13 protein-coding genes are annotated in these 14980 nt (G+C 42.4%); 5 read left to right on the top strand and 8 right to left on the bottom strand.

Features of this window, described 5'->3' with window-relative positions; translation table 11 throughout:
• Positions 1-137: 137 nt before the first annotated feature.
• Complete coding sequence (gene mnmD, locus ABZD21_RS11885; protein ID WP_372775221.1) at positions 138-803, bottom strand: tRNA (5-methylaminomethyl-2-thiouridine)(34)-methyltransferase MnmD; 666 nt, start codon at positions 801-803, stop codon at positions 138-140.
• A gap of 86 nt (positions 804-889) precedes the next feature.
• Here mnmD and ABZD21_RS11880 point away from each other — a divergent pair, with 86 nt between their 5' ends.
• Entirely contained in the window at positions 890-1504 is a 615-nt protein-coding gene (locus tag ABZD21_RS11880; RefSeq protein ID WP_372775220.1) for an L-threonylcarbamoyladenylate synthase, read from the top strand.
• A gap of 25 nt (positions 1505-1529) precedes the next feature.
• Here ABZD21_RS11880 and ABZD21_RS11875 read toward each other — a convergent pair whose 3' ends face one another.
• From ABZD21_RS11875 to ruvX, 5 genes are all read right to left on the bottom strand, one after another.
• Positions 1530-2978, bottom strand: a complete 1449-nt coding sequence (locus tag ABZD21_RS11875; protein ID WP_372775219.1) for a TrkH family potassium uptake protein — start codon at positions 2976-2978, stop codon at positions 1530-1532.
• A 25-nt stretch (positions 2979-3003) separates the two neighbouring features.
• Positions 3004-4338, bottom strand: a complete 1335-nt coding sequence (gene trkA / locus ABZD21_RS11870) for a Trk system potassium transporter TrkA (protein WP_372775218.1) — start codon at positions 4336-4338, stop codon at positions 3004-3006.
• Positions 4339-4552: 214 nt separating this feature from the next.
• Positions 4553-6454, bottom strand: a complete 1902-nt coding sequence (locus ABZD21_RS11865; RefSeq protein ID WP_372775217.1) for a ComEC/Rec2 family competence protein — start codon at positions 6452-6454, stop codon at positions 4553-4555.
• Positions 6455-6577: 123 nt separating this feature from the next.
• Positions 6578-7141, bottom strand: a complete 564-nt coding sequence (gene def, locus ABZD21_RS11860; protein ID WP_372775216.1) for a peptide deformylase — start codon at positions 7139-7141, stop codon at positions 6578-6580.
• Positions 7141-7560 carry a Holliday junction resolvase RuvX gene (gene ruvX, locus ABZD21_RS11855; protein ID WP_372775215.1) on the bottom strand — a complete coding sequence of 140 codons (420 nt, stop codon included), beginning with the start codon at positions 7558-7560 and terminating at the stop codon, positions 7141-7143. Before ruvX ends, def begins: the two co-directional genes overlap by 1 nt.
• A 198-nt stretch (positions 7561-7758) precedes the next feature.
• Between ruvX and ABZD21_RS11850 the strand changes: the two genes are divergently transcribed.
• Positions 7759-8328 carry a hypothetical protein gene (locus ABZD21_RS11850; RefSeq protein WP_372775214.1) on the top strand — a complete coding sequence of 190 codons (570 nt, stop codon included), beginning with the start codon at positions 7759-7761 and terminating at the stop codon, positions 8326-8328.
• A 59-nt stretch (positions 8329-8387) separates the two neighbouring features.
• On the opposite strand, the gene ABZD21_RS11845 is transcribed toward ABZD21_RS11850, so the two are convergent.
• Both ABZD21_RS11845 and ABZD21_RS11840 read right to left on the bottom strand, forming a co-directional pair.
• Positions 8388-8756 carry a methionine-R-sulfoxide reductase gene (locus ABZD21_RS11845; RefSeq protein ID WP_372775213.1) on the bottom strand — a complete coding sequence of 123 codons (369 nt, stop codon included), beginning with the start codon at positions 8754-8756 and terminating at the stop codon, positions 8388-8390.
• 183 nt (positions 8757-8939) lie between these two features.
• Complete coding sequence (locus ABZD21_RS11840; RefSeq protein ID WP_372775212.1) at positions 8940-9590, bottom strand: hemolysin III family protein; 651 nt, start codon at positions 9588-9590, stop codon at positions 8940-8942.
• Between the two features lie 255 nt (positions 9591-9845).
• Between ABZD21_RS11840 and ABZD21_RS11835 the strand changes: the two genes are divergently transcribed.
• The 3 genes from ABZD21_RS11835 (at position 9846) to ABZD21_RS11825 (ending at position 14966) form a co-directional block, all read left to right on the top strand.
• The gene (locus ABZD21_RS11835) at positions 9846-10436 is read left to right on the top strand and encodes an RNA polymerase sigma-70 factor (protein ID WP_372775211.1); all 591 of its coding nucleotides are present in this window, start codon (positions 9846-9848) and stop codon (positions 10434-10436) included.
• A gap of 87 nt (positions 10437-10523) precedes the next feature.
• Positions 10524-11528: a FecR family protein gene (locus ABZD21_RS11830; protein ID WP_372775210.1), complete on the top strand. Its 1005-nt coding sequence runs from the start codon at positions 10524-10526 to the stop codon at positions 11526-11528.
• A gap of 183 nt (positions 11529-11711) precedes the next feature.
• Positions 11712-14966: a TonB-dependent receptor gene (locus ABZD21_RS11825; RefSeq protein ID WP_372775209.1), complete on the top strand. Its 3255-nt coding sequence runs from the start codon at positions 11712-11714 to the stop codon at positions 14964-14966.
• Positions 14967-14980: the final 14 nt, after the last annotated feature.

The raw sequence follows: 14980 nt of genomic DNA, 5'->3' as shown, positions 1-14980 counted from the left end.
GATTGTATCAGATTGCTTGCAATGCTTAGTCCTAAAGCATAGCTAAAATCTTCCAGACGTTTGTTTGTTTTTTGTTCTGACATATCCTATTTTTTAAAGAACTACGAAGATAGATTAAATTTTGAAACTGAACTTTTTTATCCGCATTTCTCTCCAAATAACATCTCTTTTTTCCCTGGTGGCCCTTGAATTCTTTTCATATTGAAGCCACTGCGAATCAACGATCTTCTAACTTCGCCCTGAGCGCAGTATGTTACAAATATCCCCCCGGCCTTTGTGTGGGCAGCTAGTTTTGAAAATAGGGCATCGGTCCACATTTCCTGTTGTTTTCCCGGGGCAAAGGCGTCGAAGTAGATTAAATCGAATAATGGCAACCCGTGAAAGTCGAAATTGGTTAAATCGTCGTGAAACTTAGTAAACTCGAAATTGGGCTCTATTTGCACAGGCAGGTTCCATTCACTCCCGAGCATGAGTTGAAAAGCCGGTTCCAATTTAGGATCAATTTGCCGGGGATAATCCAAACAGTTGTATTCGTCTGGTTTTAGGGGGTATTTTTCAATCGTAAAATAACGGATCCGTTGATTTGGTTTTTTGTTTGCCAGCGTGAGCAGCGCATTTAGTCCGGTGCCAAAGCCAACCTCAAAAATGCAGATTTCGTCCTTGGTAATGCCCATTAATCCGCTGGTAATAAATACGTGCATGGACTCCTGAATTGCTCCGTGCACCGAATGAAAATGTTCATTTAGCTCGGGGACAAAGAAGGTTTGAGAACCGTCGGCAGTGAGAATTATCTTACGTTCCATAGTTAATTTTTCGATCGGCGAATTTCGTGTTTTTATTTTAGCAGCCAAGTTATTTGTGTTACTTTTAGCTATTAAAATTAAGTGCTATGCTGATTAGAATATACGATGAAAATCCAAATGAGCGGGAGATTCAACGAGTTGTGAAGATCCTGAGAAACGGAGGCGTAATCGTATACCCAACCGATACGATTTATGGCGTTGGTTGCGATATTACTCAACCGAAGGCTGTAGAACGAGTCGCCCGAATTAAAAATGTTGAAGTTGCCAAGTCGAACTTCTCGTTTATATGCAGCGATCTGGGGCACTTATCTACCTATGCCAAACCAATTCCGAATCATATTTTCAAATTGATGAAGCGGTGTTTGCCGGGGCCGTTTACATTTATTTTGGAGGCCAATAACAACGTGCCGAAGTATTTTAAAGGTAAAAAGAAGACGATTGGTATTCGAGTGCCGGACAATTCAATCATACTTAGTATTGTTCGCGAATTGGGGAATCCGATTCTATCGGCTTCTGTAAAAAGTGAAGATGAGATTCTGGAATATACGACTGACCCCGAGTTGATTGAAGAGAAATTTGGCGACCTGGTTGATTTGGTGATCGATGGTGGCTACGGCAGCAATATTCCTTCAACGATTGTTGATTGTACGAGCGATGTTCCCGAAATCACGCGACAGGGAAAAGGCAAAGTGGAAATTTAAAAGCGACAGGATTTCTGGTTTCGCTTTACTTTTTCCAGAAAGCCGGGGAGAAAAGCACCAGAACGGTGAATAATTCCAATCGGCCGAGCAACATTAAAAAAGATAAAAACCATTTTCCGACAGCCGGAACATGGAAGAAATTATCTGCAGGACCATAATTGCCTAATCCCGGGCCAATGTTGCCCAAACAAGTCGCAACGGCTCCCATTGACGAATTCAAATCGGGTTCAATTAGCGTAAATAACACGGTACTTACAAAAAAGATAATCAGGTAGATCATGAAAAATGCCAGCACGTTTGTAATGATTTGCTCAGAGACAGCTCGTTTGTTGAAACGAACCGGAATAACTGCGTTTGGATGCAGCAGACGGCGTAATTCATAATAACTGTTTTTCAACAACAGTACAATTCGCATAATTTTGATCCCACCTCCGGTAGATCCGGCACTACCGCCGAAGAAGAACAAGGTGAAAATCAACACCATCAGGAAAGGTTTCCAGGTTAAATAGTCGGCCGTCGCAAACCCGGTTGTCGTAATTACTGATACAACCTGGAATAAGGTATCGCGGAAGGCTTGTTCGTAGCCTAACTGGGTTGTTAACAATAGACCAGAAAAAATAATTGCAGTAAATATGACGACAAAAAGAACGTAGTATTTAAATTCTTCATTCTTGTACATTTTGTCAAATTTGCCAATCAACGCGCTGTAAGTCAGTGTAAAGTTCGTTCCGGCAATAAACATGAAAAAGATAATTACATACTGAATGAAGGGAGAATCCCAATGCGCGACTGATGCCTGTTTGGTTGAGTAACCACCGGTAGCCATTGTGGTAAACGAATGGTTGATGGCATCAAATAAAGTCATTCCGCCCGCCCAAAGCAATAGCGATTCAACCACCGTAAACGAAACGTAGATGGCCCAGAGGTTTTTGGCCGTTTGCTGAATTCTCGGGTTGAGTTTGTCGGGTACCGGGCCGGGTACCTCCGCGGCGAAAAGCTGCATTCCACCAATTCCAAAGACCGGTAAAATAGCTAACGAGAGAACAATAATTCCCATTCCACCAAGCCACTGGGTTAAACTTCGCCAAAACAAAACCCCATTGGGGAGCGCTTCAATATCGTTTAAGATTGACGATCCGGTTGTGGTAAAGCCCGACATGGTTTCGAAAAAAGCGTCGGTAATGTTGTCAATCGATCCGCTCAGCAAGTAGGGGAGGCTGCCAAAAAATGAAAACAGTATCCAGACCATACTGACAATAATGAATCCATCGTTTCGGTTAATCCGTTTGTCAGCATTAAACATACTGGCCGAAGTGACTCCTCCGATTACTATTGTGATCAGTGATGATTGAAGAAGAGGAATAACATCGTGGCCCCCATATATCAATGCAACCAGCATCGAGATCAGCATAAAAACACCTTCAACGATTAATAAAAATCCTAGAATCTTTATAATAGCTTTGATATTGAACATATGCAGATCGGGTATGTAAAAATGATTATTTAAAGAATTTTTCTAATTTTCGGATTGCTGATTGCAGCGCAAAAACAACAACTTTATCTCCTGCTTGAACCTCTGTATCGCCTTTGGCGACGAATGCCATTTGTCCGCGAATGATACCCCCCACGGTTGCATCTTGCGGAAATCCAATGTCCTTGATAGGACTTGTTGTAATTTTTGAGTTTTCAGAGGCGATAAACTCAAAAACTTCGGCTTCGGAGGCCGTTAGGCATTTTGCCTGGGCAACCTGAGCTCCCAAGGTATATTTGTAGATGTAACTGGCGGCAATCAGTTTTTTATTGATGAGACTTCCAATGTCCATGCTCTCTGCAATGCCCATGAAATCGATGTTTTCAACCTCTGCGACGGTTCGTTTTATCCCGAGGCTTTTGGCCATGTGGCACGATAGGATATTGGTCTCGGCATTTCCTGTTACCGCAATGAAAGCATCCATTCGTTCAATCCGTTCTTCTTTAAGCAGGTCGAGGTTGCGACCATCGCCGTTAATGACCAACACATTTTCGAAGCGGTCGGCTACCTGTTGGCTGCGAACTTTATCGGATTCAATGATTTTGATGTTGTAATAGTCTCCCAAGCGTTCGACTGTCTTTTGGGCAATGCGGCTCCCTCCTAGAATCATGATATTTCGAACGGGGAAAATTTCCTTGCCGGTTAGCTCAAAGGCTTTGTTCATGTACGCTCTGGTGGTAATGAAGAAGATAATATCTCCACTACGCACGTAGTCCCGGCCATGCGGAATAATCGTATTGTTCTCACGATTGATGGCTACCGCACGAATTTCAGATTCAATGAAGGAGAGTTCCTCAAACGTTTTGTTCAATACCGGAGCATTTTCACGAATTTTTATACCCATCAAAATTAGCTTTCCGCCTGAGAATTCAATCAGTTGCCGGGTGCCAACTTGTTTCACCGACGAGGCGATTTCTTTCCCTGCCAGACTTTCCGGATAGATTAGCTCGTCAACCCCAAGGTTCCGAAGTTTTTCTTTATACTTCTCTTCCAAATATTCACCGTTGTTAATCCGTGCTACTGTGCGTCCAACACCCATATCTTTGGCCATAACACAAGCCATAATATTTCGTTCTTCGTACGGAGTAACAGCAATTAACAAATCGGATTTTGATACACCAGCATCCTTTAAATCTTTAAACGAGTTGGCATACCCGGTAATGGTCAGCAAATCTACTTGGCTGGATAGTTTATTCAGTTTCTCAGTATCATCGTCCATCAATACGATGTCGTGATCTTCCTTGCTCAGCATTTTTGCAAGGTGAGTGCCCACTTCTCCAGCTCCGACAATAACAATCTTCATTGAGTAATTTTGTATGCTTCGTTAAAATATGCCAAGCAAAGAAACATATAAAATCTTCAATATCCATGCAAAAGGAATAATTTTTAACAGGTCTGCATGGCGCTTAATATCAGCGTCAAAACGTGTTTTTACACCTTGTTCGATTAGTATCTGCTTCCCGAAATTCGAAATTTTCAGCTGTTTTATTTGTCGGTTTTGCGATCGATTGCACAGTTCAATTTGCATTGATTTGCGGATTGCCGGTTGGTTTGTCACCACCGCGAGCGTGTTTTATCAGCTTAGTCTTTTTTTGAATATCAACCCAGAGGTAGGTCTCGTTTCCAAACTGGCAGAGCTGGTTTTCGATCAGGATATCGCGATTGCGGAATGTTACCGAATCGACTAGTGGAATTACATGAGGACGATGGAGATGGAGTTGGGTTTCTGCCATTGAATAAATATACGGCGACAGGTTACTCGTATCGCTGGAAATCAGATAGTTTTCTCGTCCGTTAATGAAGTGAAACGTCGGGTTTTTCCCTTGATAGATAAGTAGTTTATGTTGATTGAGTAGGTTTAGTTTATTGTTGATTCCGATTATTTGAAACAAAACAAAGCACAGTAAACTGAGTTGCAGCAATCGGGCTCGCTTGTAGTGAATAAAAATGATTATTAGCACGATCTGGCTAACAAGCAGTGTCAACTGTCCGAATGTTATCGAAATGTTTTCAACCAGTGCTCCGGGTAGTTGGCTGATAAATTTAAGTAGATCGAGGACCAGCGTGTTGACAAAATCCAGGCCAATCGCCAGAATCTTACTGATTGGAGGAAGAGCCGAAAACAGGAAAAAGAGCAAGGTTCCGGATAGCAAAATAAAGGCTGCCGGAATAACCACGAAATTGCTAAGCCAAAAGTAAACCGGGAATTGATTGAAGTAGTAAATGCTCAAAGGGAATGTGCCTATTTGCGCAGCCACTGAAACACACAACAGTTGCCATGGATAAGCCAGAAGCTTGTTTCTGACTGGGAGCATTTGTTCCAGTTTAGGGTAGAAATAGACAATGCTTAAAACAGCAGCATAGGAAAGTTGAAATCCCACAGCAAACAAAATGTCGGGGTTGATGAGTATAAGTGCAAAGGCTGAAGCGGCAATCGAATTGTAAATTGAGTTTGTCCTGTTGGTGCTTTCGGCAATTAAAAGGAAGGTAAACATGGTTGTTGCCCGTTGAACCGAAGGTGAAAAGCCGGTAATCAAAGCGTAAAGCCAAAGAAACGTCGCAATTAGGATAAACCGAATTAGTTTTCCCTTGCGAATGTGCTTCAAAAAAAGAGACAGCCGGAGCAGAAACATGAAAATTAGTCCAACATGCAAACCGCTCACAGCCAACACATGCATGGCTCCGGTGGTGGTAAAAAATGCTCTTGTTTCGGGCATAAGCTCTTTCCGGTAGCCGAGTGTAAGAGCGGAAATAACCTGAAAGCTTTCAGAACCCGGAAGCTGAGAACGCAGCTGGGCTAAAAGTTTATTTCTGAACTTTTCAGCAGCCAATCGGATGCTGAATGGGCTGCCACCGGCAATCGTTATGTTTTCAGTTTTTAAGTAGCAGCTATAAAAGATGCTCTGTTGCTCAAGGTAAGCTTTGTAATCAAATTCAAACGGGTTGCCTCGGTTTTCTACCCGATTCAACCTGCCTTTACAAAACAGCTGATCCCCAACCTGAAGGTTCCCGGTCGATGGCGATTTCTCGATCCAACAGATGAGTTTGCGACCGATCAGCGAATCGGGTTCAGTATAGTCAATTCTCATTAAACACTGAAAGCTATTGGGTTTTTCAGTTGGGTTTTCAAGCAAGCTTCCCAAAAAGTGAGTTTCTGCGACCGGAGCCGATGGAACTGACGGATGCTGTAATTTGTAATTTAGTGCCGACAGCAGAAAAATGAGACTGGCCAATGTGGCTGATAGCGCCAAATCGAAGGGGTATTTTCTTTTTACAGACAGATAGATGGACCAGCACAGAAAGAACAGCAGTATGAATCCTGTTGCAATGAGCAGAATTGGGAAATGCCTGGCGGTTAGGAGACCGGCGATCCAGAATCCAAGGATTTTTAGAAAGGGATTGTTGGCAAAAAATTTCACTGTAAATTCATGATGAACATGTAATTTACAGTGAAATCATAGTTGAAATCCAGTAGTCTACGCTATGAATTTGATGAATAGCGGATTTTCGGAGTCGAAACCCCGTAAGTTTATCACGAACGACTATTTTCGTGTGCCCGGAATCACAATCCGATAACTCGTTTTTACCTTTCCTTTGGTAATATTTGTTAGTCGGCTTTTCAGCATTCGTTTTTTCAATGGAGTTAAATAATCGATCAGAAGTTTACCTTCCAGATGGTCGTACTCGTGTTGAATGACCCGGGCTGCAAAACCGCCGTACTCTTCAATATGTTCTACAAAGTTTTCGTCGAGGTATTTGATTTTAATAAACTCAGGCCGCGATACGTCTTCTCTAATTTCCGGCAAACTCAAACAGCCCTCATTCATCACCCATTCATCACCTTTTAGTTCCAATATTTCAGGGTTGATAAATGCTTTTTTAAATCCTTCCAACTCCGGTTCTTCTTCAGCAGCGGTCGACGCGTCAATTACAAACATCCGGATCGATAGCCCGATTTGAGGAGCAGCCAGGCCAACTCCGTCCGAGAAATACATGGTATCAAACATATCTTTAACCAGCTGATCGAAATTTGGGTAATCCTTTTCAATCGGTTGGGCAATCTTCCGCAAAAGTGGTTCTCCGTAAACAGTAATCGGGTAAATCATTATCTGTATTTTTTTTGTTCTAAATACGATTGCAGGATAATAGTCGCACTAACCGCATCAATCGTCGCTTTATTTTGTCTGTCTTTCTTTTTTAATCCGGCATCAATCATCGTTTGAAAAGCCATTCTGGAGGTAAACCGTTCATCGACCTGTTCAATCGGCATCTCCGGGTATAACTTTTGAAACCGCTTTAAGAACGGATTGATATACAAAACGGCTTCAGAGGCTTCATTGTTCAATTGCAACGGATATCCGATGATCACTTGCTCTACATTTTCCTTCGCGAAGTATTCCTTCAGAAAGTTAAATAACTGGTGGCTCGGAACAGTCGTTAGTTTCGTCGCGATCAGTTGCATTGGATCAGTTACTGCCAATCCAACCCTTTTTTTTCCGTAATCAATAGCTAAAATGCGTCCCACCGTTTCAAATTTTGCTGCAAAAATAACAATCTAATTGCATTTCCGAAGCAGAATGCAAAAAATATAGTATTTGCTTGTTGCTGTAAGTGTTTGAAATTTATGTTGTTGTGGTTTTGGCATGCCGTTTGTAAATTCTCGATCAACTGATATCGGTAAAAGAGAACAAACAATTTAAGTTGAATTTTAAACCACGAAGTCATGAAAACAAATCTAAAATACCAGATCGCTGCAGTAGCCATGATCGCCGGATTCGGCTTAGTCAGTTTTACAGCAGAAGCTCAAAAGAACGATTCTAAAAAGGCAGCCAAAAAGGAATATAAGTACGAGAAAAAAAATGAGCGTAATAGTTACGATGCCCGGTCAGACTACCACTACAATTCGAAAAATGAACGGAAAGCCTACAACTACAATCGCTATCAGCGGAATGTTGTAAAGAGCAAACCTTACAATGACCAACGCTACGCCTATCATCATCCGCATTACGGACAAGTGTATCGCCAGTTCGACTATAGCCCTGTTCGGTTAAAACATGCACATGGCGATTTTTACTATCACTCAGGATCTTATTATACCTATCGACCACACGTAGGCTATGTTCGTGTAGCAACTCCTTCAGCTTTTGTTTTTAGCAGTCTGCCGGGGCAATACAAGCGCGTTTACTTTGGTGGAACCCCTTATTACAGAGTTGGTGATTTGGTTTTTGAACGTTGTTCGCACGGTTACAGACTTGCTCCCCAGTTAAACATTAATTTATCGGCTCGGTTTTAACCGAAGGTGGTAAACGAAATTATTCAACCGGCAGGTAGCGCTCTACTTGCCGGTTTTTTTTATTTCTTGTTGGTGGGTTCAAAGTTCAGCGAAACCGAATTCACACAGTGGCGGGTATTTTTGTCCGTCAACCTTTCGCCGTAAAACACGTGCCCAAGGTGTCCGCCACAGTTGGCGCAGGTAATTTCCGTCCGACGTCCGTCGGCGTCAACCGATTTTTTGACTGCGCCCGGAATTTCATCATCAAAACTTGGCCAGCCACAGCCTGAGTCGAACTTGTCGTTTGATTTATACAGCGGCGCGTTGCATTGTTTACAGGTGTAGGTACCATTTTCGCTAAAATCGTAGTATTGCCCGGTAAACGGTCGTTCAGTTCCTTTTTCGAGAATAACATACCGTTCAAAATCATTTAATTGTTTGAATTCCATGGTTTCATTTTTTAGTTTCTTCTCCTGCGCACTGCCGCTAAAGCAAACAAACATAAGGACGAGAAGTGCCGGTACTTTCATTGCTTTTTCTTTTAAGGACAATCGCACGCGTAAATTTGTTTGGTGAGAATTGTTAAAAGTTCCCAATGCCAACATGCTGCGGGGATTGCAACAATGGAGTGGTTATTGAATCGGGAGCAAATACAGAAAGGCAAAGAAATGGCAGATTGATCCACCCAGAATGAAAAAGTGGAAAACCAGATGAAAGAACGGAACTTTTGGAAAGGAATAGAATGCGGCCCCTGCAGTGTAACTTAGTCCACCTGCCAATAAAAACCAGAGTGATGTGGCCGGTACATTGCGGATTACCGGTACAATGGCAAAAATAATCAGCCATCCCATGGCGATGTAAAGGGCTGTTGACAGGTTGCGCCAGCGGGGTTTATAAAACCACATTTTAAAAACAACCCCTGCGATAGCCAACGACCACACCAGCCCGAAAAGTGTCCAACCGACCCAGCCCCGCAGCGAGGTTAACGTGATTGGTGTATAGGAACCGGCGATCAGGATGTAAATCGCTGAATGGTCGAATCGATTAAGCTTTTCCTTCAGCCGGGGCTTTTTCACTCCATGGTAGAGCGTTGAGGCGAGATAAAGCAATATCATGCTCACTCCAAAAATTGAAAAGCTGATAATATGCCAGATGTTTCCGTGTAACGCACCAAAGACATTCAGTAAAACAACTCCGGCGATTGCCAAAGCTACACCAACTCCGTGAGAAATGCTATTCGCGATCTCTTCAGCTTTTTTCAGTTTTAACTTTTGTAATCTCATAGGGCATTTATGTGGAATGATTTGAAGAGCAAAATTAATGAATCGTCAACACTTTGGACACATTAATCGGTTGGAGTTACGAACAAGCTGGTTTGCTTTGATTGAAATAAAAAATTGGATCTCGATAAGGAATTTTATATTTGTCGGAGATAAGTTATTCTGCATGCGTTTACCAAACGGCGTTTTCGCTGTGAAAAGTGCAGGAGAATTTCGTTCAAAAAATCGATAATACTTTTCTTCAGGGAAAACATAAAATTGGCAAATCAAATACCATATCAAACTGAACAGGAAATACTAAGCCGGATTGCCCAAGGCGATTTGAAGGCCTATCGTATATTGTTTGACCGGCATTTTTCTGATTTGTGTAATTTCCTTCTGAGTTACTTGCATGATCGCCGTTTTGCTGAAGAGATTGCTTTAGAAATTTTCACGACCATTTGGGAAAAGAGCGATCAGCTAAATATCCATACAAGTGTTAAAGCCTATTTATATACTGCTGCAAAGAACCGAGCCATCAGTATTTTTCGACGCAATAAAAATCATTTATTAAGAAGTTTGGATATTGAAGAACAGTCGGTAATTGCTGACGAACGATCTCACCTGTATCTGGAAAATAAGGAATTGCGGGAAATAATTCAGGCAGCGGTGGATTCACTTCCCGATCAAAGCCGCAAAATTTATAAGATGGCCTGGGAGGAAAATCTGTCGCACAAGGAAATCGCTGAAAAGTTGGGCTTGAGTCCCAAAACAGTAGAAAACCATGTGGGCATTGCCTTACGCAAGCTACGAACACAACTTCGACCATTTTATAAACAGATTTTTACGATCTGGGTTACTGCACTTTAATTCGCATTCGAAAAAATTATTGCAAGAAAATAAAAATCCGTTGAGGGATTTCTATTTTCCCGACGTCATACCAACAACAACACCGTAATGAAAGAAAGTCAAACACCATGGGACGCTATCGGAGCCTATCTGAAAAATCAGTCAGATAAGCAAAATGAAGCCATTGTAAAAGCATGGTTAAACGAATCGGCAGAAAATATTGAGTTGTTCAGGGTGATTGTCGATACCCAATTGATTACACGCCAGGTTCCTGATTTTTATGAACCCGACATGGAAAAACTTTGGGCGGAACTAATTACCCGTGTGCAGCCCAAACAAAAAGGGCGTAAAATCATTTTGTTACCGTTGTTGAAATATGCCGTCGCTGCAGCTATTCTGGTATTTGTCTTTATAGCCGGGAGATGGTTTTCCGGAGATAAAGCAGTGGAAGAGACAATGGAGGCATATTCGACGGTGTATGCAGCGCCGGGGCAACGAACGCAGCTGGTGTTGCCCGATAGTACCAAAGTTTGGCTTAACTCCGGTTCTTCCTTAAAATATGCCACCAATTTTAACTTCGGTGAGCGAGAGGTTTTTATCTCAGGCGAAGGTTATTTCGAAGTCACAAAAAACAAGCGTAAACCTTTTGTTGTGCATGCAAACGATTTGCAGGTGAAGGTTTTGGGGACGCACTTCAACGTGAAAGAAGATTTGAAACACCAGGTATCGGAAGTAACCCTGGTGGAAGGGAAGGTGCAAGTGCTGGATGATAACGCGAAATCGCTGACTTATTTGGCTCCCGGCGAACAGTTGAAAATGAAAGACAGGCACTACAGCGTTGAAAAAACGGACAATCCGGAAGCGCTCATTGCCTGGACGCAAGGTGTGCTTGTCTTTAAAGATAAACCATTCGGTGAGGTTATTGAATATTTGGAAAGTTGGTATGGGGTAAGCATTCAGCTGGAGGAATCACTATACGACAATCACCGTTATACCTTCAAGTTAATGACAGAAAGTTTGCGTGAGATGCTGGATCTGATTTCAGAAATAACACCAATTCAATATGAAATAGAGGGGGAGCAGGTGTACATCAAAACGAAAAGAAATTCTTAAAATAAAACAGGAAAGGCGGCCACCTTTCCTGCATATTATCAATTGTTAAACCGAATCTGAATACATCGCATACCGCTAAATATGACTGTATTCCGGATTCATAACTGATCTCGTAAAATTATGAAAAAAAAACGATTGAATTTGTACCGGGGTAACTCGTGTGCAAAAAAAATGCTTTTGACTATGAAGCTAACAGTTATCTTAACCTTGCTAACGACACTAACTGTGTTCGGAGGGAGTTTTGCTCAAAACTCGAAATTAAACCTAAAAATTCAGAATCGTCAAATCAAGGATGTTCTGAATGAGATTGAAAATCAGTCGAACTATTCCTTTATGTACGACACCAAACAGGTCGACGTGGAACGGCATGTGAGCATCGATGCCCAAGAAAAAACGATTGATGAAGTTATGGCAGACCTGTTAGATGGGACCAATGTGACCTACAAGGTGATTGAACGTCATATTATGCTGATGGCGCAAGACAGCCCAAAAGTGCAAATGCAAACCGGTTCTGTAACGGGCCATGTTGTATCTTCCGATGGTCTACCATTACCAGGAGTTACGATTGTTGTAAAAGGAACCAATGTCGGAACAATCTCTGATTTTGACGGAAATTTCAGCTTAGCTGGTGTGAAGGCTACCGACGTACTTTCTTTCAGTTTTATTGGTATGCAACCTCAGGAGATCCCTGTTGGCAACCAAACTGCTTTCTCGATAACGATGCAGGACGAAATCATCGGTGTGGATGAAGTCGTGGTTGTTGGTTATGGTGTGCAAAAGCGTTCTGATATTACCGGTTCGGTAACTTCCGTTCCTTCAGACCGCTTGGGAAAAGTACCGGTAACGAACCTGATGCATGCCATTGAAGGTTCGACAGCTGGTTTAAACGTAACACAAACGTCGTCGGTTCCAGGTAGTTCAGGCAGCATGCAAATTCGTGGTGTCAACTCAATCAATGCCAGTACCAGTCCGTTTATTGTGTTGGATGGTATTCCATTCTTTGGTCAAACCAACGACATTAATCCAAACGACATTGAGTCAATCGAAATTCTGAAAGACGCATCTGCTGTCGCGATTTACGGTACCCGTGGTGCGAACGGTGTAATTTTGATCACCACAAAACGCGGTTCACAAAAAGATGGCAAGCCGGTTATCACCTACAATGGCCATGTAGGTGTTGAGAGTATTGCTCACAAGTTGACCCCGATGGATCCGGAAACCTATGTGCAGAAATATGCAGATTTCAATACAGCCAACGGGTTGACACAAACTTCGGTATTACCCAATGCTTCTGAAGTTGAAAACTATGAAGCATGGCAGCAGGGAAATTATACGCCAACCGACTGGATGGACGAAGTATCGCAGACCGGATTGCTGCAGGATCATAGCATAAGTATTTCAGGTGGTACCGATAGAGTGCAATATTTCGTTTCCGGTGGTTATCTCGATGAAAAAGGGATAGTTAAAGGTTATCACTATAAGCGTGCCAGTTTCCGCTCTAATCTTGACGCTAAGATCAATGATTTTTTAAAAGTTGGTACGTCGGCATTCTTTACCAATAATAATTACGACGGTGGCCGTGTAAACTTTTTGGAAGCGAATGCCATGAGTCCGTTTTCAAAACCGCGCGACGAAAACGGCAATTACATTATCTATCCCATGGCGCCGGAACAACTTTTTGCAAACCCGTTGTTAGGATTGACAAAGGATCGTTTGGACAGAGCATTGAACCTGACTGGTAACGGCTATGTTGAATTAACGCCGGGAATTGAAGGATTGAAATACCGGATGAATGCCTCATATATTTATAACATCTACAGGCAGGCCAATTATTCTGGTCGGGCGGCTAATGATAATAACGGAACTGCAGCAGTATCGAACTGGCAAACTGATAACTGGGTTGTGGAGAATATTCTTTCGTACACCAAAGATTTCGGGAAGCATCACATTGATTTCACAGGTCTTTACTCAGCTCAAAAAGTAACCTATTTCAGATCGTGGGCAAACGCTTCAGGATTCATTAACGATGCACTTTCTTACTACGATTTGAAAGCGGGCGTGTCTCAGTCGGTTGATTCGGAAGGTGATGAGTATACTTTGCTCTCGCAAATGGGGCGCATCAACTATTCATACGATAGCCGTTATTTATTTACTGTTACTGCACGTCGCGACGGTTATTCGGCCTTTGGTGCGAACACCAATAAATACGGGTTGTTTCCTTCGGTTGCTTTAGGTTGGAATATTGCAAATGAAAGTTTTCTGGAGGATAGTCCAACAGTAAATCAATTGAAGCTCCGTCTTTCTTACGGTGAAACCGGCAACATGGCTATTGGTGTTAACCAAACTGCTTCGACTGCCGCAACTGTTCAGTATCCATTTGGAGGAACAGCCTATACTGGTATCCTGTACAATAGTTTGGGGAATGGAAACCTGAACTGGGAAAGTACGAACTCTGCTAACCTCGGTGTCGACTTTAGTTTGTTCGACTTCCGAGTAAGTGGTACAGTCGAGGTTTACAAAACAAAAACAAGCGACATTCTATTGAAACGTAATTTACCCGGAATCACAGGTTATTCAAGCATTTGGGCCAACCTGGGTAAAATGCAGAACGTTGGTCTGGATGTGACTATTAAAACTATAAATATTAAAACTGCCGATTTCAAATGGACCACCGACCTAAACTTCTCAACTTATAGAAATAAGATTCTGGAACTTTATGGTGATGGGAAAGACGACATTGGTAACCGCTGGTTTATTGGCGAGTCGCTGAAAAATTATTACGACTATGAGAAGGTAGGCATTTGGCAAACAGGAGAAGATACATCAACTTCAGATCCTGTGTCTCAAGCGGGTGATTTGAAATTCAAAGACCAGCTGACTGTTGATACCGACGGAGACGGTGTGGCTGATGTTGCTGATGGTAAGATTAGCTCAGATGATAAAGTGATTTTAGGGCGAACCGACCCCAAATGGACCGGTGGTATTACAAACACATTCACCTATAAAAACTTCACATTAAGCGCCTTCCTTCAGATCTCTCATGGTGGTTTGAAATCGAACCGTGACCTGACTTATGCTGATGAAGCATGGCGCCGCAACCTCCCTGATGGCTTTGAGTACTGGACCGCTGATAACCCCAGTAACTACTGGCCTTCATTGGCCGCGTACAAAAATGTCAGAGGCTATGGTTTTGCTGAAGACTGGAGCTACGTTCGCATAAAAGATGTGACACTGAGTTATTCTGTTCCAAAAGCTTTCTTAAATGAGTATAACATCGGCGGATTAACTCTTTTTGCAACCGGTAGAAACCTGCACACCTTTACAAAGTGGTTTGGATGGGATCCGGAAATGAATTACGATTCAAGGGGATCGGGCAATTGGACTAACAATTACCCTCCTGTACGTACGATTTCATTTGGACTTAACCTAACTTTGTAATTTTAGCACCTGAA

The organism is Mangrovibacterium sp. (assembly GCF_041596335.1).
In the GTDB taxonomy this organism is placed as follows: Bacteria; Bacteroidota; Bacteroidia; order Bacteroidales; family Prolixibacteraceae; genus Mangrovibacterium.
This window is presented reverse-complemented; position numbering and strand designations above follow the sequence as displayed.